Source organism: Agrobacterium sp. NPDC090273 (assembly GCF_044772305.1).
In the GTDB taxonomy this organism is placed as follows: Bacteria; Pseudomonadota; Alphaproteobacteria; order Rhizobiales; family Rhizobiaceae; genus Agrobacterium.
In genome coordinates this window covers 806,466-824,012 of sequence record NZ_JBIVYN010000001.1, presented here as the reverse complement: position 1 = coordinate 824,012, position 17,547 = coordinate 806,466, and the positions used below count along the sequence as shown (strand labels likewise).

The 17,547-nt window shown below is 56.7% G+C and carries 19 protein-coding genes; 5 read left to right on the top strand and 14 right to left on the bottom strand.

What is annotated here, in order from left to right:
• Position 1: 1 nt before the first annotated feature.
• From ACIQT8_RS04120 to ACIQT8_RS04110, 3 genes are read left to right on the top strand one after another with little or no spacing between them, the layout of a single operon-like run.
• On the top strand, positions 2-1,060 hold the full coding sequence (locus tag ACIQT8_RS04120) for an ABC transporter ATP-binding protein (protein ID WP_400963803.1): 1,059 nt from the start codon (positions 2-4) through the stop codon (positions 1,058-1,060).
• A complete protein-coding gene (locus ACIQT8_RS04115) occupies positions 1,057-1,917 on the top strand; it encodes an ABC transporter permease (protein WP_400963800.1) in 861 nt (286 codons plus the stop codon). The genes ACIQT8_RS04120 and ACIQT8_RS04115 overlap by 4 nt, the downstream gene beginning before the upstream one ends.
• Positions 1,899-2,696: an ABC transporter permease gene (locus ACIQT8_RS04110; RefSeq protein WP_400963798.1), complete on the top strand. Its 798-nt coding sequence runs from the start codon at positions 1,899-1,901 to the stop codon at positions 2,694-2,696. Before ACIQT8_RS04115 ends, ACIQT8_RS04110 begins: the two co-directional genes overlap by 19 nt.
• A 333-nt stretch (positions 2,697-3,029) precedes the next feature.
• On the opposite strand, the gene ACIQT8_RS04105 is transcribed toward ACIQT8_RS04110, so the two are convergent.
• Together ACIQT8_RS04105 and ACIQT8_RS04100 are read right to left on the bottom strand one after the other, a co-directional pair.
• Entirely contained in the window at positions 3,030-3,416 is a 387-nt protein-coding gene (locus tag ACIQT8_RS04105) for a hypothetical protein (protein ID WP_400963795.1), read from the bottom strand.
• Positions 3,417-3,510: 94 nt separating this feature from the next.
• Positions 3,511-3,918: a hypothetical protein gene (locus ACIQT8_RS04100; protein ID WP_400963792.1), complete on the bottom strand. Its 408-nt coding sequence runs from the start codon at positions 3,916-3,918 to the stop codon at positions 3,511-3,513.
• 266 nt (positions 3,919-4,184) lie between these two features.
• On the opposite strand from ACIQT8_RS04100, the gene ACIQT8_RS04095 reads away from it, so the two are divergent.
• Both ACIQT8_RS04095 and ACIQT8_RS04090 read left to right on the top strand, forming a co-directional pair.
• The gene (locus ACIQT8_RS04095; protein WP_400963789.1) at positions 4,185-4,649 is read left to right on the top strand and encodes a hypothetical protein; all 465 of its coding nucleotides are present in this window, start codon (positions 4,185-4,187) and stop codon (positions 4,647-4,649) included.
• A gap of 364 nt (positions 4,650-5,013) precedes the next feature.
• Entirely contained in the window at positions 5,014-5,247 is a 234-nt protein-coding gene (locus ACIQT8_RS04090) for a hypothetical protein (RefSeq protein WP_400963786.1), read from the top strand.
• A gap of 410 nt (positions 5,248-5,657) precedes the next feature.
• Here ACIQT8_RS04090 and ACIQT8_RS04085 read toward each other — a convergent pair whose 3' ends face one another.
• The 12 genes from ACIQT8_RS04085 to ACIQT8_RS04030 form a co-directional block, all read right to left on the bottom strand.
• Positions 5,658-6,749, bottom strand: a complete 1,092-nt coding sequence (locus ACIQT8_RS04085) for a glycine betaine/L-proline ABC transporter ATP-binding protein (protein WP_400963783.1) — start codon at positions 6,747-6,749, stop codon at positions 5,658-5,660.
• On the bottom strand, positions 6,742-7,629 hold the full coding sequence (locus ACIQT8_RS04080) for an ABC transporter permease (RefSeq protein ID WP_400963780.1): 888 nt from the start codon (positions 7,627-7,629) through the stop codon (positions 6,742-6,744). Before ACIQT8_RS04080 ends, ACIQT8_RS04085 begins: the two co-directional genes overlap by 8 nt.
• Before the next feature lie 98 nt (positions 7,630-7,727).
• Positions 7,728-8,729 (bottom strand): ABC transporter substrate-binding protein, encoded by a 1,002-nt coding sequence (locus ACIQT8_RS04075; RefSeq protein WP_400963777.1) that lies wholly within the window; start codon positions 8,727-8,729, stop codon positions 7,728-7,730.
• Positions 8,730-9,173: 444 nt separating this feature from the next.
• Positions 9,174-9,953, bottom strand: a complete 780-nt coding sequence (locus ACIQT8_RS04070) for an HpcH/HpaI aldolase/citrate lyase family protein (protein WP_400963774.1) — start codon at positions 9,951-9,953, stop codon at positions 9,174-9,176.
• A 2-nt stretch (positions 9,954-9,955) separates the two neighbouring features.
• Positions 9,956-11,119, bottom strand: a complete 1,164-nt coding sequence (locus ACIQT8_RS04065) for an acetyl-CoA acetyltransferase (protein WP_400963771.1) — start codon at positions 11,117-11,119, stop codon at positions 9,956-9,958.
• Positions 11,120-11,142: 23 nt separating this feature from the next.
• Entirely contained in the window at positions 11,143-12,648 is a 1,506-nt protein-coding gene (locus tag ACIQT8_RS04060) for an AMP-binding protein (protein WP_400963768.1), read from the bottom strand.
• Between the two features lie 16 nt (positions 12,649-12,664).
• Positions 12,665-12,997, bottom strand: coding sequence for a cupin domain-containing protein (locus ACIQT8_RS04055; protein WP_400963765.1), 333 nt, complete (start codon positions 12,995-12,997; stop codon positions 12,665-12,667).
• 16 nt (positions 12,998-13,013) lie between these two features.
• Positions 13,014-13,892 carry a branched-chain amino acid ABC transporter permease gene (locus tag ACIQT8_RS04050; protein WP_400963762.1) on the bottom strand — a complete coding sequence of 293 codons (879 nt, stop codon included), beginning with the start codon at positions 13,890-13,892 and terminating at the stop codon, positions 13,014-13,016.
• An 11-nt stretch (positions 13,893-13,903) separates the two neighbouring features.
• On the bottom strand, positions 13,904-14,659 hold the full coding sequence (locus ACIQT8_RS04045; protein WP_400963759.1) for an ABC transporter ATP-binding protein: 756 nt from the start codon (positions 14,657-14,659) through the stop codon (positions 13,904-13,906).
• The gene (locus tag ACIQT8_RS04040; protein ID WP_400963756.1) at positions 14,656-15,666 is read right to left on the bottom strand and encodes a branched-chain amino acid ABC transporter permease; all 1,011 of its coding nucleotides are present in this window, start codon (positions 15,664-15,666) and stop codon (positions 14,656-14,658) included. Before ACIQT8_RS04040 ends, ACIQT8_RS04045 begins: the two co-directional genes overlap by 4 nt.
• Positions 15,635-16,372: an ABC transporter ATP-binding protein gene (locus tag ACIQT8_RS04035; RefSeq protein ID WP_400963753.1), complete on the bottom strand. Its 738-nt coding sequence runs from the start codon at positions 16,370-16,372 to the stop codon at positions 15,635-15,637. Before ACIQT8_RS04035 ends, ACIQT8_RS04040 begins: the two co-directional genes overlap by 32 nt.
• The gene (locus tag ACIQT8_RS04030) at positions 16,369-17,499 is read right to left on the bottom strand and encodes an ABC transporter substrate-binding protein (protein WP_400963750.1); all 1,131 of its coding nucleotides are present in this window, start codon (positions 17,497-17,499) and stop codon (positions 16,369-16,371) included. Before ACIQT8_RS04030 ends, ACIQT8_RS04035 begins: the two co-directional genes overlap by 4 nt.
• Between the last annotated feature and the right edge of the window lie 48 nt (positions 17,500-17,547).

Genomic DNA, 17,547 nt, shown 5'->3' with positions numbered 1-17,547 from the left:
CATGACAGAGGTGAGCATCGAAAAGCTGACCAAGGACTATGGCTCATCGCTCGCAGTCAACGGAATTTCCGTCAGGATTGCCGATGGCGAGTTCATTTCCCTGCTCGGCCCTTCGGGATGCGGCAAGACCACGACATTGAAGATGATAGCCGGGTTCGAGGATGCGACGTCAGGCGCTATCCGTTTTGATGGCCGGGATGTCATCAATGTACCCGCCGAAAAGCGCGATATCGGTATGGTTTTTCAGAATTACGCGCTCTTTCCGCACATGACCGTGGCGCAAAATCTCGCCTTCGGGCTTGAGATGCGCAAGGTGCCGAAACCCGAAATTGCGTCGCGTACCGCGCGCGTGCTGGATATGGTGCAACTCTCCGGCTATGCAGACCGCTATCCACGCCAACTCTCGGGCGGACAGCAGCAGCGCGTGGCGCTGGCGCGCGCACTGGTGATCGAACCGAAGATATTGCTTCTCGATGAGCCGCTCGCCAACCTTGATGCCAAGCTGCGCGAAGAAATGCGCGTTTTCATTCGCGACCTTCAGAAGCGGGTCGGTATCACCACCGTGTATGTTACCCATGACCAGGCCGAGGCCATGACCATGTCAGACCGCGTGGTGGTTATGTTCGGCGGACGCATTGCCCAGTATGGTTCTCCCGCCGACATCTATGAGCGTCCGGCCAGCCTCGAAGTGGCACAGTTCGTGGGGCAGGTGAATATTGTTCCGGGCAAGCTCGTTTCCACTGAAGGAAACGGACAGGCGCGTATTGCCACAGCGCTCGGCGAACTCTCTGTCTCTGACGCAAAGGCCGGTTCGAATGGTGAGGTGATGCTTGTCTTGCGGCCGGAAGCGATCGAGCTGTCAGCCTCGGGGCAGGGCGGTATTCCCGCGACCGTTGCGGCCTGTTATTACTCCGGTAGCCTCGTCGACTACCGGTTGACGCTCGCAAGCGGCGAAACCATCAGCGTGCAGACATTCCCGCGCCATCGCTTTGCGCCGGGTGATGCGGTGTCGGTGCACGTCAGCGAGGAGAGTTTCTGGCCGCTCGGAGCGGTGGCATGAGCGGTTCGCTGAAATCCACCAAACCGTTTTTGCTCATTGCGCCAGCTATTGTGCTTCTGGGCATTTTTCTCGTGCTGCCCTATATGAACATCGTTCTGATGAGCTTTCGCAATCCCGGCAACGGTGCACCCTATGCTCCCGGCTTTACTGCGGCCAACTATCTGCGCCTGTTTTCCGACAGCTTCTATCTTTCGCAGGTCGCTAATACGTTGGCGATCGGCTTCGTGACAACAGCGCTTTGCCTTTTGCTTGGCTTTCCGGTTGCATGGCAACTTGCAAAGCGCAACATGCGCTTTCGCGGACTGGCCTATGGCCTTGTGCTTTCCCCGCTGCTGGTGGGCATCGTTATCCGCAGTTACGGCTGGACGATCCTGCTGGGCAACAATGGCATCATCAACCGAACGCTGATGAATGCGGGTATCATCGATAGCCCGCTGGCGCTCATGTATAATTCGCTCGGCATCGTCATTGCACTGGTGCATGTCTTCCTGCCTTTCATGATCCTGCCGCTGATGAGCGCGCTTCAGGGCATCGATCCGTCGATCGAGGCGGCGGCACGTTCGCTGGGAGCAGGGCGCATCACCGCATTCCGGCGCATCGTTCTGCCGCTTGCCATGCCGGGCATTCAGGCGGGGTGCATTCTCGTCTTCGTGCTGTCGCTGAGCGCCTATGTTACGCCCGCACTGATCGGCGGCTTACGCGTCAAGACCATGGCGGTCAGCGTCGTGGATGCGCTGATCGATACGTTCCAGTGGCCGTTCGGTTCGGCCATGGCGCTTCTGCTCTCGCTGACCGGTGGCCTCGTGGTGACCATTTTTGCCCGCATGACACGCATGAAATGGAAGGTCGACAGATGAACAGGCATTTTCTGAACGGCTATTGCCTTATTATCTATGCATTCCTTCTATTGCCGATCCTTGTGGTCGTTGGTGCATCGTTCAATGCTGGAGCTTTCCTCACATTCCCCCCGCAGGGGCTATCGCTGCGCTGGTATGGGGTGTTTTTCCAGAACGAAGTGTTCATGCGTGCCATCAGAACGTCATTGTGGGTGGCTGCCGTTTCGACGCTCATTTCCGGTGTTATCGGCACCATGGCGGCGATTTTCTATGTCCAGCATTCCGGTCGATGGAAGGAAAGTGTACGGCTGGGCATGATGCTACCGCTGCTTTTACCGGAAGTGCTGACGGCGATCTCGCTGCTGTTCTTCGTCTATTCCATTGGCATCGGCACGACGACCATTGTGGCCATGATTATCGGCCATGTGCTGATTACCATTCCCTTCGTGTTCATCAACGTCTCGGCTGCCATGGAATCCTACGAGCCGTCCTGGAGCCTTGCCGCGCGCAGTCTGGGGGCAGGGCCATTCACGCGCTTTCGCCGGATCATGCTGCCATTGATAAAGCCCGGTGTTATCGGCGGCTGCCTGTTCTCCTTCATTATCTCGTTCGATATCTTCACCATATCCTTCATGCTGAAGCCTGTGGGAACCGCCACGTTGCCGATCCAGCTTTATGACTATCTGCGCACCAATTTCACGCCGGAGGCAGCGGCGGTTTCCACTGTTTCCATCGTTCTGACGCTGATCGTGGTCGTCGTTTCGGAAAAGGTGCTTGGGCTGCGTATTCATCGCTTTTGACTACAGGGCCTCCGGTCTCGCTGTCGTGAGGTCCTGTCGTCAATGGTCTTCGCCTCGGCTGGGAAAGAGGGGTAGGCGGTATTGGCGGTGGTGGACTTCCACTAGATTCTGGAGGCCCTTGCACTCTACGTCGACAAAGCGTGTTGGGCAGGCACCTCTGGCGGACAGAACTTGGCAAGTTTCACTATTATATGGCGTCCGATGAATTCTGGAGCGGCATCTCCCATGAGCCTCACAAGTGGGGCGCTGGAGTGAAATGTACGATCTCCTCCGAGTATGACCAGCCGCTGAACTAACATGATCTCTGATGGCCCGCGTCGGTTTTGGAAGAGATCAAGGCCGCCGTCCAAATTGTCGGTGCAGGACGATCAACCCATAAGCGAAGACCATGACGGCCGGCGTTAAGATTGGCGCCGTTATAAAGACCATTGCGCGACCGGTATCCCGTGTCCATTCAGTGAGAAGGTACTCATATCCCGACGGAACCTTGGAGTTCATCCACCACAAGTCACCTGGGTTGTAACTCTTGATGCGCTCTTCGATGTACCAGCTGACTGATTGTGCCGAAGTGATCGCAAATGCAACGCACGCGACGTATGTGCCGAGGATCCCGAGTTTGCGTTTTCTGGGCGACGATTGCCTCAAGGCGAAGTTCAGGAAAACGATTGCCATGACGATGAGCAAAAAGATGGTGAATTGCCCGGCTCGGCGGAGCATCATGTGTTCAATTTCCATTGATCAGTCCATGTGCGGTTAGTGTCAGAGCGAGCGGAATGAATGTCTGAGTGCAGTTATCCATTACGGACATTGGCGGTTACCTGTCGTAAAAATGCTGCGATAGGATCCACGTGTTTACGGCATTGAATTCCATGATGCTTGGTGGGCTGCACAGTGGGTGGATGATTTCATACATTGCGCCGTCTTTCCGGGGCTTTAGAGATTTCAACGCCACAAGCAGATCGCTCGATCCGTTCCAGACATCCTCCAAGGAGCCCATCGGATTTTCCCAGATTGCAACCAGTTCACCCTCACGGCGCGCTCCAAAAACGCTTTCCACGATCTCCAGGGTCAAACGAGCCTTGAGGCGCGGTTCCAAGATTTCGTATTTAGTGAGCGTTGCTCTGACGAGGACCTTGGCCTCACTTAGATCCTTTGCGCTTCTCCCCTTGTAAGTCATGCAGGCAGCCGCTGGCTGGGCTAAAGTCAGTGTCAGGTATCCCATGAGAACCGCCGTCAGTATCCGCACTATCATCTCAACTCGCAGCCTTTCATTCCTCGCTTATCGTCTGCGCGAGACAGCCGCTTATTACAGCCCACCTCATGTCCCGAGCATTCGCATCTTCTAGAGTTCGGCATCACCTGATCGGAGGACATGCCGATCAACAGGCTATGCTCGTCTGATAAAGACGATTCGATAAAATTGCATAGGCCCAACTCAAGGTTGCTTTATGACTTCTCACTACCTTCCGCGAAAACATTGGAGGTGAAATGCGTGGGCTGGTGATTATCGCGGGAGTAATTGCTATCGCAGGCGGCTTGCTCGCCACAATAAAGGTTCCCAATGTGCGGCAGTCGAAACAGCTATTGGAAATGTACCGGGCGGAACCGGCAGCAATGCTGGAACGAGTGGCGGCCGCGATCTTTGAGTGCGCCCCGCAAAGTGCCGAAGGCGCTCTCGGAAAGCGTTACACCAAGACCTTCATCACACCGTTTTATATTGAGGCAGTTGAGTACCGAAATTCGGGACAGTCCAAAGACGGACAAGCTCACATGCAGAAGTGGATGAACGAAAACCACGCAAATCTGTTCTCGCAGATTTCAGAGGACGACTTTGCTGACATGCTCGCTTTAATCGAGACGATTGGGGTGGATGACGTCGAGAATTGTATACTTTCATCCGCGACCTCCGAGCCAAAAAAGATCGATGCCAAACGGTGGGAGCTCCGGGTTTAATTGGTCGCATGATCGAGGAGCTGGGGGAGGCGAATACCACGCGAACTTCCCCAAAGTCCGATTTCGGAAAGCAATCAGCTCCCGACCGGTCCGGATGGGCCGGGCTGCAAGGGTAGGGAGGGGCCAGGTGAGACGCACCCCTTCGGCTTTAGTTTTCTCAGTGGCAAAGAACCGCATACGATCTGTAGTCCTAGAATCCAGATGGAATAGTCGTTCATGTTAGAGACAATGGGTATTGTGTTGCGATTCCACGTCGTGGTCGGTCAGCAGTGCACGCTTGAAGAGGAATTAGGTTGTCCAGTTGATTGGGGACGAAAAAGCCAAGATGGCTTTCAGTCAGCCCAGATCGATATGACTCCTGAAGATGGCTGTAATCGAAGCCGTTCGCACAGTCGCACAGCGTGTTTCCGCGCTTGTCGATACGGGCGTCATTCAATTCGCAAATCTGGATATCGGCCTTCCCTTTTATGAGGGTAATATGGCGGCTTCCATAACTATTCCTGCGAGCCTTTGTGAAATCGCAGGACAAAATCGAATTGCCGTCGCCACGACTTACTATTTTACCGCGCGAGAGGAAGTGACGACAGAAGGCCTCTGACTGGTTTAGGTTATGGGAAAAACGGAGCAGGTGTCTACATCACGCGGTCGTATCTGTATTTATTTTTATATTTCATTAGCTTATCTCCATAAGGTGAACATCGAATTTGCGCAATTGATCCGAGATCATGCAGCATGCGCTTCCAGTACCTCCAATCTGCCTGCCTAAGGGTCCTAGCCGCAGGGGTGATTAAGTGTCGCGCATAATTAGAGTTTTCTACTCTTGGAGAACTGGCTACTTGCCGCAAAGTATTCAGTACCCTTCGCATGTGTTACGGCAGGGTGACCCGTCGCGAGAATTGGTAAAAGAAGCCTCGCATATCGCTATCATCAGAAAGCTTATACGGCCGTTCAGAGCCGACAAGGCTTCTGGAAGACAATCAACCTGCACGCGGGATTGTGCTCGGTTTTTCAGGCCTTCGCAAAAATAGTGCTGCCGGCGGGATGGCTCGGGGTTCCTTCTGGCACCTGCGCATTCACGATGGCGCTGGCGAGCTGCCGGAAAGTCACCATACCCAGAACCTCCCCGGATGAATTGGTGACGGCGCTGTCGTCGTGTCCGCTAAGCGAGAGCCGGCGCATGGCCTCTTCGACAGTGGTTCCTTCTTTGACCTGAGGACCACAAGGCGATTGGCCTGGTCTGACCGGCGACATGACCGCCTCAACATTAATGACGCGGCCGCGGTTCACTTCCTTGACGAAGTTGGCGATATAATCATTCGCCGGGCGCAGCACGATTTCCTGACTTGTGCCCTGCTGAATGATCTCTCCATCACACAGAATAGCGATTTGGTCACCTAGTCGTAGTGCCTCATCGAGATCATGGGTGATGAAGACTATGGTTTTTTTGATTTCCTTCTGGATATCGAGAAGCACGGTCTGCATGTCCATGCGGATCAACGGGTCGAGCGCTGAGTAGGCCTCGTCCATCAATAATACCGGCGCATCGTTGGAAAGCGCTCGCGCCAGACCGACGCGCTGTTGCATGCCGCCGGACAGCTGATTTGGAAACCGCTTTTCGAAGCCTTTCAGCCCAACGCGCTCCAGCCAGCGCATGGCAATGTCCACGCTCTTGGCCTTTGCCATGCCTTGTACTTCAAGACCATAGATTGTGTTGTCCAGCACGTTGCGGTGCGGCAGAAGCGCGAACTTCTGGAAGACCATGGCGGTCTCGTGGCGGCGAAAGTCTCGTAATTCTTTCGCGTTCATCTTCATGACGTCTACCCCGTCCACCAGCACTTCACCTGCTGTCGGGTCTATCAGGCGATTGATGTGCCTTATAAGGGTAGATTTGCCTGAGCCTGACAGGCCCATGATGACCTGAATACAGCCCGAAGGTATGTCGATATTGATATCCCTTAAACCGAGAACCTGCCCGTGTTTCTCGATCAGTTCCGTTTTCGTCAGCCCGTGCCTGACTGCATCTATATGGGCGAGCGGATTTACGCCGAAGACCTTGTAGAGATTGCTGATCTTGATCCCGCCGAAAGCGCTGTCAGCCATGGGCCATCTCCTGATGTTTCTGCAGCCTTTTGCCATAGGCCTGACTGATGCGATCGAAGATGATGGCAATGCCGACGATGGCAAGGCCGTTGAAAATGCCAAGTGTGAAATACTGGTTGGCGATAGCCTTGAGAACCGGTTGGCCCAGTCCCTGAACACCAATCATGGATGCAATGACAACCATGGCAAGCGCCATCATGATTGTCTGGTTTATGCCGGCCATGATGGTCGGAAGAGCCAGCGGCAATTGCACTTTGAAAAGCTTCTGCCAGTTGGATGAGCCGAAGGCATCAGCCGCCTCCAACACATCCCGGTCCACCAGGCGGATACCGAGATTGGTGAGGCGGATCATCGGTGGAATGGCATAGATCACGACTGCGATGAGCCCCGGGACCCTGCCGATACCCAGCAGCATGACGACCGGTATCAGGTAAACGAAGCTTGGCATGGTCTGCATGACGTCGAGGATCGGATTGACCACTCGCTGAAAGCGATCAGAGCGCGACATGACGATGCCGATGGGCAGGCCTATGGCGATAGACAGAACCGTGCAGACGAAAATCATCGAAATCGTCCGCATCGTATCGGTCCACATATCGAAGTAGCCGATAGCCAGAAGCGTGAACAGGCACGCAAAGACGATCTTTGTGCTGCGGCTTGCAGCCCACGCAATCCCTAGAATGATCAGAATGATGATCGGCCAAGGCGTTTGTGTCATGAACCGCTCTGCCCAGATCAAAAACTGTTGCAGCGGTGAAAAGAAGCTCTCGATGCTACCACCCCAGGCGCGCGTGAACTCGCGAAAGCCGTCGTCGATCATCTTTTTGAGATTACGAAGCGTATCGTCGTTCATGTGCGGAAACGTGAAAAACCAGTCCATACGATTCCCCTATGATCACGGGGACATGCGACCGGTAAAACCAGTCGCATGTCCTTTTGCGTGGCTGCCCGACGCAGGTCAGGCGGAAGGGAGGCTGGTCAAAGTGACGCCTTGATCTTCTCCGCAGCTTCAGCAGAGACCCATTTTGTCCAGATGTCGGGGCTTTCTTTGAGGAAGTGCTTGGCGCTATCCTCGCCCGTTGCCTGGTTGTCCGTCATCCAGGCCATCAGTTTGTTGACGGTATCGTTGCTCCACGACCGCTTATTGAGGTAGTCCATGATCTCAGGGCCAGCCTTTTCCGAAAAAGGTTTGGCAACCAGTGTCACGACCTTGTCGACCGGCCAAGCGTTAGGCTTCGGGTCCGGGCAATCGGCAACAGTGTTGCAGCGCTTCCATTCGGCCGCATCAGCAGCAACACCAGGTTCAAGTTTGACCATTTCATATTTTCCGAGAAGTGCCGTCGGTGACCAATAATAGCCTACCCATGGCTGCTTGCGCTCGTAAGCCTTGGCAATCGATCCGTCGAGACCTGCAGAAGAGCCGCTATCGACGAGTGTGAAACCGGCCTTTTCCGCGCCAAATGCTTTGAAAAGCTGAGCCGTAACGACTGTTCCACCCCAACCCTGCGGGCCGTTGACGATGGCGCCTTTGTCAGGGTTTTCGGCGTCGGGGAAGAGCTTCGGGTTCTTCATGAGGTCGCCGATCGTCTTGATGTCCGGGTGGGCATCGGCCACGTATTTCGGTATCCACCAGCCCTGAATGCCGCCATCCGGCAATGCCGTTGCAGCCACGACGAGTTTGCCTTCATCTACACCGCGCTTGACCACTTCGGGCAGCGTATCGGCCCATGCTTCCGGCGCGATATCCGGTTGGCCTTTTTCGACCATGGACGTGATGGTCGGAACGGTGTCGCCGATCGTAATATCGGCGCTGCAACCATAGCCTTCGTTGAGTATGATCTTGTCAATTGCCGAGAGGACTTCGGCACTTTGCCAGTTCATGCTGGCGATAGTGGGGCTACCACAGTCTGCTGCGTTTGACGCAGACGCGCCACCAAGCACACTGAAGATCAGACAGGTCGATGCAAGCAGTTTCTTCATTACTGTTCCCTTTATTGGCGACGGTTATAAAGAAGCAGGCCTGCCGCTTAGATCTGCCCCTGTCTTTGTCTTTTGCAAAGTTATGGCGATGATGGCTTGACGCTCACATGCAACCTACACGGAATGCGACGGCAATCGGCCAAACCACGACAGGTCACGGCAATTTAATCTTTTTGGTCGTGTAGCAGCGTTCAAGGTCGGTGCATGGTCTCAAGCATTCGCTCTCTCAGCCTTGACGCACGGTGCCCGTTTCCGCGGCCACAGGGAAAGAAGGTGAACCTTGACCATCACACCGTAAAAGATCGATGTGCCTCGTTCGAAAATGCTTGCTTAAAGACTGAGTAAGCACTTCGAACGGGAGGCATGTTGGGGGGTGGAGGCATGACGCTGCTGGGAGCTCGTCATCGGGGGCAGCCGAAGATAAAATCGGTTAGACGCCCGATCTCAACGTATAGCCCCCACGGCCGTCGCCGTAGAATGCGCCACCGATTTTAGCATTGATTGATCGCTGCCACAGACGAAGATCGAAAAACCTATTTTTCGGAGCTCTGCCGCTTCGCTAACGTCAACAATGAAGATCGCCAGTCTTCTTCCCGCCTTGACGCCGGCCTCAGCTATTCTTTGCACGGCGTCGACCACGGAAGGGTCGGTAACCGACACAGCACCGAGCGAACGCATCAGATCGGCGCGGCCGACGAAAAGTGCGTCGACCCCATTTACGCTGCAGATCTCGTCGATCGCATCGACTGCTTCAACATCCTCTATCTGGCACCAGAGGCTGACGGCCTGGTCGCTCTGCTCCATGTAGGTGCCGAGCGTCATCGCACCATAATCACCAGCCCGGCCTGATGCCGATAAGCCGCGTCCACCCCCGACGAAGCGCAACGATGAAACTGCCTCCCGTGCCACGTCTGCGGAGGTGACGTGGGGGACCACGATGCCCGCCGCACCTGCATCGAGGCAGGCGCCGATGAACGACGCCTTTGGTTCGCCGACCCTTACCAGGATAGGAAAACCACGCGACCTCGTGGACGCGAGAATATCGTCGATCACGTCGATACTGAAAGGTGCGTGTTCACTGTCTAAAACGACAAAATCGAGCCCGCTGCGCGACAGGACTTCCGCAACCTGCCGCGAAGGTGTCTTCTGAAATGTACCGGTGACGATCGCTCCTCCCAGGCATTTCTTCCGGAACTGCGACAGTGGCTCAAACTCGCTTGCCATGATCAGACCGCCTCGAGAATGGAAACATAATTGGCAACGCCGCTGCCGCCCATATTGAAGACTCCAGCGAGATTTGCCTTCGGTAGTTGCATATCGCCAGCCTCGCCGGTGAGCTGCATGGCGGAGATCACATGCATGGAGACCCCGGTGGCCCCAACCGGGTGCCCCTTGGCTTTCAATCCGCCGGATCTGTTGACTGGCAGTAGGCCATCCCTCTCCGTCCAGCCGCCGGTGATTGCCCGTGCTCCTTGGCCGACGGCCGTCAACCCCATCGCCTCATATGACATCAACTCGGCGATCGTGAAGCAATCATGCACTTCCACAAAGGAAAGATCTGAGAGCGTTACGCCTGCATCTGAAAGGGCTTGCCGCCAAGCCTCGCCCGCTCCATCGAGCCGCCATATATCGCGTTTCGACAGTGGCAGATGGTCGTTGACATGCGCCGCCGCCCGGAACCGCACCGCTCGGGAAAACCGGGCTGGCTTGTCCTCCACCGACAGGACAAGGGCCGCCGCACCATCCGAGATCGGTGAGCAGTCGGTCCTTTTCAGCGGTGCTGCGACGATCGGGTTTTTGTCGCTGACTGCGCGACAAAATTCGAAGCCAAGGTCTTTGCGCATCTGTGCATACGGATTGTCCACGCCATTGCGGTGGTTCTTCGCGGCAATCAACGCCAACGCATCCGATTGATCGCCAAATTTCTGGAAATAAGCCTGTCCGATACGCGCAAAGACGCCCGCGAACCCGGCCGGGATATCGTCCTCCTCTTTCCGGTAACTCGCTCCGAGCAGTGCGTCGCCCACTTCCGCGGTCGTCTTCGCGGTCATTTTCTCCACGCCGATCACAAGTACGTTCCGACCCTGACCGGATTTCAGGAAATTACGGCCAGCATGGATGGCAGCACTGCCCGACGCACAGGCATTTTCTGTCCGGCTCATCGGCTTAAAACGCAAAGCTGGTACCGATTGCATGACCAAGCTTGACGGAAAATCCTGCCGCGACATACCGCTGTTGAACATGCCAACAAATACCGCGTCGATCTCCTCCGGTGCCAACCCAGCATTTTCAATCGCCGGCAACGCCACCTCGGCGATCAACGCTTCAGCATCCTTCATTTCATGCTTGCCGAAGGGCGTATGGGCCCAGCCCACAATGATCGGATCCATCTGTCTTTCCTCGCTGGCCTCGTTCAGGCGGTGTGCTTCTTGGCTTGTGCATCCTGCTCGCGCAGCTCGTTCTTCACGACCTTGCCGTAATTGTTCTTAGGCAAAGCGTCGACATAGACATAATCCTTCGGTCGCTTAAAGCGGGCGATGTTCGACAGGCATAGCCGGTCAAGTTCGCCGGCCGGCGCATCCCCGACCACATACGCGACAATTACCTCTCCCCATTCCGCGTCTGGCCGTCCGATTACCGAAACTTCGCTGACGGCCGGATGGGTGAGAAGCACTTCCTCTACCTCGCGCGGATAGATATTGGTGCCGCCGGATATGATTACATCCTTCGACCGGTCCTTGAGCGTCAGGTTCCCGTCCTCGTCGAAGACACCGACATCGCCGGTATGCAGCCAGCCATTCTTGAGCACTTTTGAACTTGCAACCTCGTCGTCCCAGTAGCGGAGCATAACTGTATCGCCCCGCACCAGGATCTCGCCCGTCTCTCCGGCGGGCAAGGCATTTCCATCCTCATCAGCTGCAATCACTTCGACCGAAGCGAATGGCCGCCCGACGCTGCCCAGCTGCGTTCTCCAGTTCGCCCGCCCGCGGTCGGCGATGACCGAACGATCCAGCGTGGTGATCGTCATCGGTGTCTCTCCCTGGCCATAAATCTGCGCCAGCCGCGAACCGAAGACATCGACCGCGGCGATCGCATCCTCGACATACATTGGGCCGCCGCCGTAGACGATGGTGCGAAACCCGGTCGGATCGGCATTGGAGGCGTTCGTCACCATTCGCTTGACCATTGTAGGCGCTGCAAACAGTGACATGTTGCGCCAGTGCCGGGCCAGGTCAAAGATCTCATCGGCCTCGAAACCCGCCGATTCCGGCACGACGTTGACCGCGCCACGCAACACATGCGCCATCATGTAGAGGCCCGAACCGTGGCTCATCGGCGCTGCGTGCACGAGGCTGTCGCCAGGGCATGCCGGATCGACCTCGGCGAGATAGCTAAGTGACATGGAAGCCAGATTGCGATGCGACAGGCAGGCACCTTTAGGACGCCCGGTCGTGCCGCTCGTATAAAACAGCCAGGCGAGATCGTCACCGTGTCGCGAGACGGGCAAAAGGGCATCGCCTTCGCAGAGCTTGGAAAACTCTGCACTGCCTAACACCACGACATTCTTGGCGCCGGCCAATGCGCCCTCCAGATCCTTTGAAGCAAAGGCTATACGTGCGCCGGAATGTTCCAGCGCGTATGCGAACTCCTGTGCATGTAGTTTGGCGTTAAGCGGAACTGCGACAGCGCCCGCGAACCAGATCGCATAAAATGCCGTGACATAATCTGGATGGTTCTTAGCAACGATTGCAACTCGATCTCCGGGCCGGACGCCGAAGGTCTTGGTGAGCGATCCCGCTAGTTGCGATGCGCGCCTGGCAAGACCGCCGTAGGTTTCCGTCGTCGTCCGGCCACAAGCGACGGCAGATAGATCAGGATGTGATTTTGCGGTTCTTGCAAGCCAGAGCGCGATATTCAAAGCTCATCTCCTCAGATCAGGCATATTCCGGCCGGCGCGGCGTGAAGACGTCGAGATTCAGCACTTCCTCGTCGCCGATCACCTCGCCCCAGTGACGAACATTCGGCGGGATGAGCAGCAGGCCTCCAGCCTTGACCACATGCTGTTCATCGGCGACGAAAAAGCGGATCGTACCTTTCAGAATATAGGCGATCTGTTCGTTCTCATGGGAATGCGGTTTCGGCTCATGGCCGGGCTGCAAACGATGAAGCGTCACAGTGGCGCCTTCCCCGGTGAAGGCCTTGCGGTCCACACCTGGCCGCACATTGAGCCAGGGCGTAGAGTTCCAGTCGATCGACTTGATATCCATGGTCGTGCCTCCTTTGTTACTTGGAACTGCCCAGCAGGCCGGATGGTCGCACGAACAGGAAGAGCAGCAGCAGCGACAGCGCAGCCACATTCTTGAACCCGGCGCCAAGCTGAAGGATTGCCATCGACTGGATCAGTCCGAGCGCGATGCCTCCGAGAAACGCCCCGAATGGCCGCCCGAACCCGCCGATGATCGCAGCGATGAAACCCGAAATCGCAAACGGTACGCCCATGTTGAACGCAGTGTATTGCGTTGGGGTCAGCAGGATGCCCGCCAGCGCGCCGAGCACGGCGCTGAGCACAAAGGAAAGCGTCAGCATCAGTGACACCGGAATGCCCTGTAACGCCGCGGCCTGGGCATCAATCGAGACGGCCCGCATCGCCTTGCCCGTGCGCGTCGACTTAAAGAACAATGCGAGAGCCGCAACGATCACGACCGACCCTGCCATGATAAACAGCGACTGGATGTTGATCGCCACCCCGCCAATCATGATCGGTGCCGCGTCACTGAAAGCGGGCAAAGTCTTAGGCTGGTCGTCGACAGCCAGGTAGGTTAGCCGCTCGATGATAATCTGTGCCGCAAGCGTCGCGAGGATCATCACGAACATCGGTGCGGAGCGCTTCCACAATGGGCGTACAACCAGACGTTCAATGCCTGCACCGACAAAGGCGGTGAGCGCGATCGCACAAATACCGGCCATGAAGTACGGCATCTCAAACGTGTTCATGAACACATAGGTGGCCATGCCACCGAGCATCACGAAGGCACCTTGTGCAAAGTTTACAATGCCGCTGGCATTATAGATAACGCAAAAGCCAATTCCGATCAGTCCATAAACGCAACCGATCGATATGCCGCTGACAAGGCTCTGCAGGACGAGGTTCATGTTCTCCATCAATGTCATCCTTATCCGAGATAGGCGTCGATCACGGCGCGGTCCAGTTTGACCGCCTCCGGAGTGCCTTGTGCGATCTTGCGGCCGTAATCCAGCACCACCACCTCATCGGCGATGTCCATGACCAGTTTCATGTCGTGTTCAATCAGCAAGATCGCTTTGCCCTGCGCCGCAATGCGGCGGATGGTATGCGCGAGCTTCTCACTTTCCTCGGCATTGAGCCCGGCCGCCGGTTCATCAAGCAAGAGGATCCGTGGTTCGGTCGCAAGCGCACGGGCAATCTCCAGCAACCGCTGCTGCCCGTAGGGCAGGATCGAGGCCGGCTTGCGGGCAACTGCGGAAAGTCCGACGAGATCAAGCAGGGCTAGCGCTCTCTCTTCCACATCGGCCTCCGCTGTGCGGAACCAGCCCGGCCGGAGGAGGGCTGCCAGCAGTCCCCCGGTGGTGCGCAGGTGGAACCCGACTTTGACGTTTTCGAGCGCCGTCAGAGATTGGAAGAGCTTCACCAGTTGAAAGGTGCGGACCAGACCGTGCTTTGCCTTTTCTTCCGGCTTCAGCGCCGTCACATCCGTCCCGGCGAGCAAAATGGCGCCTTCGCTCGGCGCAAAGGTGCCAGCGATAATGTTGAAGAGCGTTGTCTTGCCGGCGCCGTTGGGACCAATTACGGCGGTAACCCCTTGGGATGGCACCGAAAAACTGACATTGTCGACTGCGGTCAGCCCACCAAATCGACGGGTCGCATTACGGATTTCGAGGATGGCGCTCATCTTGTTCTCCGTCCGTCAAAAGCTTCGGCAAGACCTGCAAGGCCGCGCGGTGCATAAATGAGGATCAGGATAAGCGTCACGGCATAAGCGAGGTCCTGGCTTTCCTTCAGGCTGCGGAATACTTCCGGCAAAAGGCTGACAACCAGGGCGCCAAGCACAGGGCCGGCAACGGTGCCCAATCCACCGATATAGATCATCGTAAAACCCAGAATAACCATGTGCAGGCCGAAAACCTCCGGGCTGACATAACCGACGACATGCACGAACAGCGAGCCTGAGATAGAGGCAAGGCCCGCGGCGATCAGGAAAGAGACGAGCTTGTAGCGCGCCACATTGATGCCGAGGGCTCCGGCCGCCTCTTCGCTACCCGCAACCGCCGCAAAGGCACGGCCTATCCGAGAGCGCCGAATGCGGGAAACGGCGAAGGCAACGATAATGACGATGGCAAAAAGCGTCAGGAGGATTTGCCGGTCGCTCGAGGCTTCAAATGGGCCAACGCCCAAGGATGGGATCCCGGAAATACCAAGATATCCCTGGGTGACATTCTCCCATTCGACGGCGATCTCATAGACGATCAGGCCGATCGCCAAGGTCGCCATCGAAAGATAATGGCCCTTGAGTTTCAGCGTCGGCTGACCGACGATGAGTGCGGCGAGAAGAGATAGGACAAGCCCTGCCAGCATTGCCGGGACCACTGGCCACTCGTAAGTGGTGGTCAGCACCGCCGAGGCATAACCTCCAATGGCCGCAAAGGCGCTCTGGCCGAAGGAAACTTGCGCAGTCAGCCCCATGAATACGTTCAGGCCAGAAACGAAGACACCGTAGATCAGCGCAAACGCGACGACAGTTGCGATGTAACCGCCAAATATCAGCGCATAACCGACCACTAGCGAAATCAGGACCCACAGACCGATAGAGGCGAAGCGCCGAGGTGCAGGATGCTCTTTATCTATGGTTTGCTTGTTCATGATGGGGTCAGGCAAAGTAATACTGTGCAAGTTCGTCATGAGATTTCACCTCGCGCGGATCGATTGTCGCGACGATCCGACCCAGAGACAGAAGATAGGCCCGGCAGGCAAGCTTTAACGCCAAAGGCGCCTTTTGCTCTACGAGGACGATTGGCAGGCCGCCTTGCGAAAGGCGCCCAAGCGTTTCCATGATCTCGCCTGTGATGCGAGGAGCAAGGCCAAGCGAGGGTTCGTCGAGCAGAAGCACCTTGGGGTCAGCCATCATCGCGCGACCGATCGCCACCATCTGCTGTTCGCCGCCAGACATTGAGCCGGCAACCTGTTTCAGCCGTTCTTTAAGCCGCGGAAACAATTCGAATACACGAGAGTAGCGCCTCTCCAATTCGTGCCTGTCGCGGCCAGCCTTGTAGGCGCCGAGTTCGAGGTTTTCGAGCACCGTCATAGGCCCGAAGATACCGCGCCCTTCTGGCACCAGCACAACTCCTCGGGATGCCGCGCCGACGGGATCGCGACGCGGCAGTCCTTCACCAAGAAATCTGACTTCTCCCTGATTTGGGATCAGTCCGACTATTGCCCGCAGCAGGGTCGACTTGCCGGCGCCGTTTGGGCCGAGGACGGCAACGAGTTCACCTCTGGAGACCGAAAGATCGGCACTTTTCAAAGCCTCAACATGTCCGTAACGGGCGCTGATGCCCTGGACTTCGAGAACCTGAGAGCCTTCACCTGCAGCTTTGGCACCGGTCATTGTGCAACCTTGACCTTGCCGTCGATGATCTGGCCAAGTACGAAGGGGTTGGTGGAAACACCCTGGTGCTGCTCGGCAGAGAAGTCGTAGCTGCCGGTCGTGCCCTGGAAGCCCGTGATCTTTTCCAGGTTGTCGCGCACCGACTTGCCCTCGAACGATTTGCCCTTCTCAATCGCTGCAGCTGCCAACATCACGCTGTCCCAGCCGCGGGAGGCCCAGTTCGGATCGCGGTCGGAAAATTTCGCACGCCATGGCTCGAGAAACTGGCCCATCGCCTGCTTTAGCGGACCATCCGGATAGGCGTCATAGACCTGCGACGGCGAGGCGACGAAAAAGAACTTGTCGCCCAGCACCTCGGCCACCGGCTTGAAGACGGCGAGGTCCTCGAGGCTGGTGAGCAACAGCATAGGCGAGCCGAGCTGCTTCAGGTTCTTGGCTGCCGTCAGCGTCGTGCCGCCAAGGCCGATCTTGATGACCGCGCCAGCGCCGGCAGCCTGCATCTTGGAAAGCTGCACGCTGAGGTCGGCATCTTCCTGCTTGTAAGCTTCGACACCGACGACCTCGAGACCGTATTTTGCTGCAAGCTTCTGGGCCGCATCCTTCTGGACGAGTGCGTAAGGCGTCGGGTCATGCAGAACGCCGACCTTCCGGATTGGGGTTTTGTCTTTCAGGTAGGCTAGCCGCGTCTCGACCTCGAAACCGGCTGGGGGCAGGGTGGTGAAAGCCCAACCGACATCCTTCGGCAGGATCGAGCAGAGCACCATCGGGATTTCCGACTTGGCGACCATCGGTGCTGCCGCCGCGTTGCCGGCGGAAACGCAACCAGACGAAAACAGATTGACGCCGTCCGAGCTCATCATCTTGCGATATACTGTGACGGCTTCCTGCGGGTTGGAGCGGTTGTCCTCGATCACCACCTGCAGCTTGCGGCCCATGACGCCGCCCTTGGCATTCAACACATCGACGGCCACCTGAACACCGTCGCTCCACGCCCGGTCGACTGTTGCGGCGTAGCCCGTCAGGCCTGCCGATATACCGATCTTATAAACATCCTCCGCCTGTGCCGTCCCGGCCACCGCGATTGCCGCAACCGTCATGTAAAGGCACTTAACTCTCGCATTAAACATGAACATCCTCCCACGTTCTGTTTGAATTGATGGATAGCCTTGCGGACG

Excerpts from the sequence above, each read along its gene's own strand:
- ACIQT8_RS04085 (WP_400963783.1), bottom strand. The coding sequence starts at position 6,749 with ATGGCTGACAGCGCTTTCGGCGGGATCAAGATCAGCAATCTCTACAAG.
- ACIQT8_RS04100 (WP_400963792.1), bottom strand. The coding sequence starts at position 3,918 with ATGGGATACCTGACACTGACTTTAGCCCAGCCAGCGGCTGCCTGCATG.
- ACIQT8_RS04035 (WP_400963753.1), bottom strand. The coding sequence starts at position 16,372 with ATGACCGGTGCCAAAGCTGCAGGTGAAGGCTCTCAGGTTCTCGAAGTC.
- ACIQT8_RS04040 (WP_400963756.1), bottom strand. The coding sequence starts at position 15,666 with ATGACGAACTTGCACAGTATTACTTTGCCTGACCCCATCATGAACAAG.
- ACIQT8_RS04050 (WP_400963762.1), bottom strand. The coding sequence starts at position 13,892 with ATGGAGAACATGAACCTCGTCCTGCAGAGCCTTGTCAGCGGCATATCG.
- ACIQT8_RS04115 (WP_400963800.1), top strand. The coding sequence starts at position 1,057 with ATGAGCGGTTCGCTGAAATCCACCAAACCGTTTTTGCTCATTGCGCCA.
- ACIQT8_RS04045 (WP_400963759.1), bottom strand. The coding sequence starts at position 14,659 with ATGAGCGCCATCCTCGAAATCCGTAATGCGACCCGTCGATTTGGTGGG.
- ACIQT8_RS04120 (WP_400963803.1), top strand. The coding sequence starts at position 2 with ATGACAGAGGTGAGCATCGAAAAGCTGACCAAGGACTATGGCTCATCG.
- ACIQT8_RS04090 (WP_400963786.1), top strand. The coding sequence starts at position 5,014 with ATGGCTGTAATCGAAGCCGTTCGCACAGTCGCACAGCGTGTTTCCGCG.
- ACIQT8_RS04075 (WP_400963777.1), bottom strand. The coding sequence starts at position 8,729 with ATGAAGAAACTGCTTGCATCGACCTGTCTGATCTTCAGTGTGCTTGGT.
- ACIQT8_RS04030 (WP_400963750.1), bottom strand. The coding sequence starts at position 17,499 with ATGTTTAATGCGAGAGTTAAGTGCCTTTACATGACGGTTGCGGCAATC.
- ACIQT8_RS04070 (WP_400963774.1), bottom strand. The coding sequence starts at position 9,953 with ATGGCAAGCGAGTTTGAGCCACTGTCGCAGTTCCGGAAGAAATGCCTG.
- ACIQT8_RS04095 (WP_400963789.1), top strand. The coding sequence starts at position 4,185 with ATGCGTGGGCTGGTGATTATCGCGGGAGTAATTGCTATCGCAGGCGGC.
- ACIQT8_RS04105 (WP_400963795.1), bottom strand. The coding sequence starts at position 3,416 with ATGATGCTCCGCCGAGCCGGGCAATTCACCATCTTTTTGCTCATCGTC.
- ACIQT8_RS04080 (WP_400963780.1), bottom strand. The coding sequence starts at position 7,629 with ATGGACTGGTTTTTCACGTTTCCGCACATGAACGACGATACGCTTCGT.
- ACIQT8_RS04065 (WP_400963771.1), bottom strand. The coding sequence starts at position 11,119 with ATGGATCCGATCATTGTGGGCTGGGCCCATACGCCCTTCGGCAAGCAT.
- ACIQT8_RS04110 (WP_400963798.1), top strand. The coding sequence starts at position 1,899 with ATGGAAGGTCGACAGATGAACAGGCATTTTCTGAACGGCTATTGCCTT.
- ACIQT8_RS04055 (WP_400963765.1), bottom strand. The coding sequence starts at position 12,997 with ATGGATATCAAGTCGATCGACTGGAACTCTACGCCCTGGCTCAATGTG.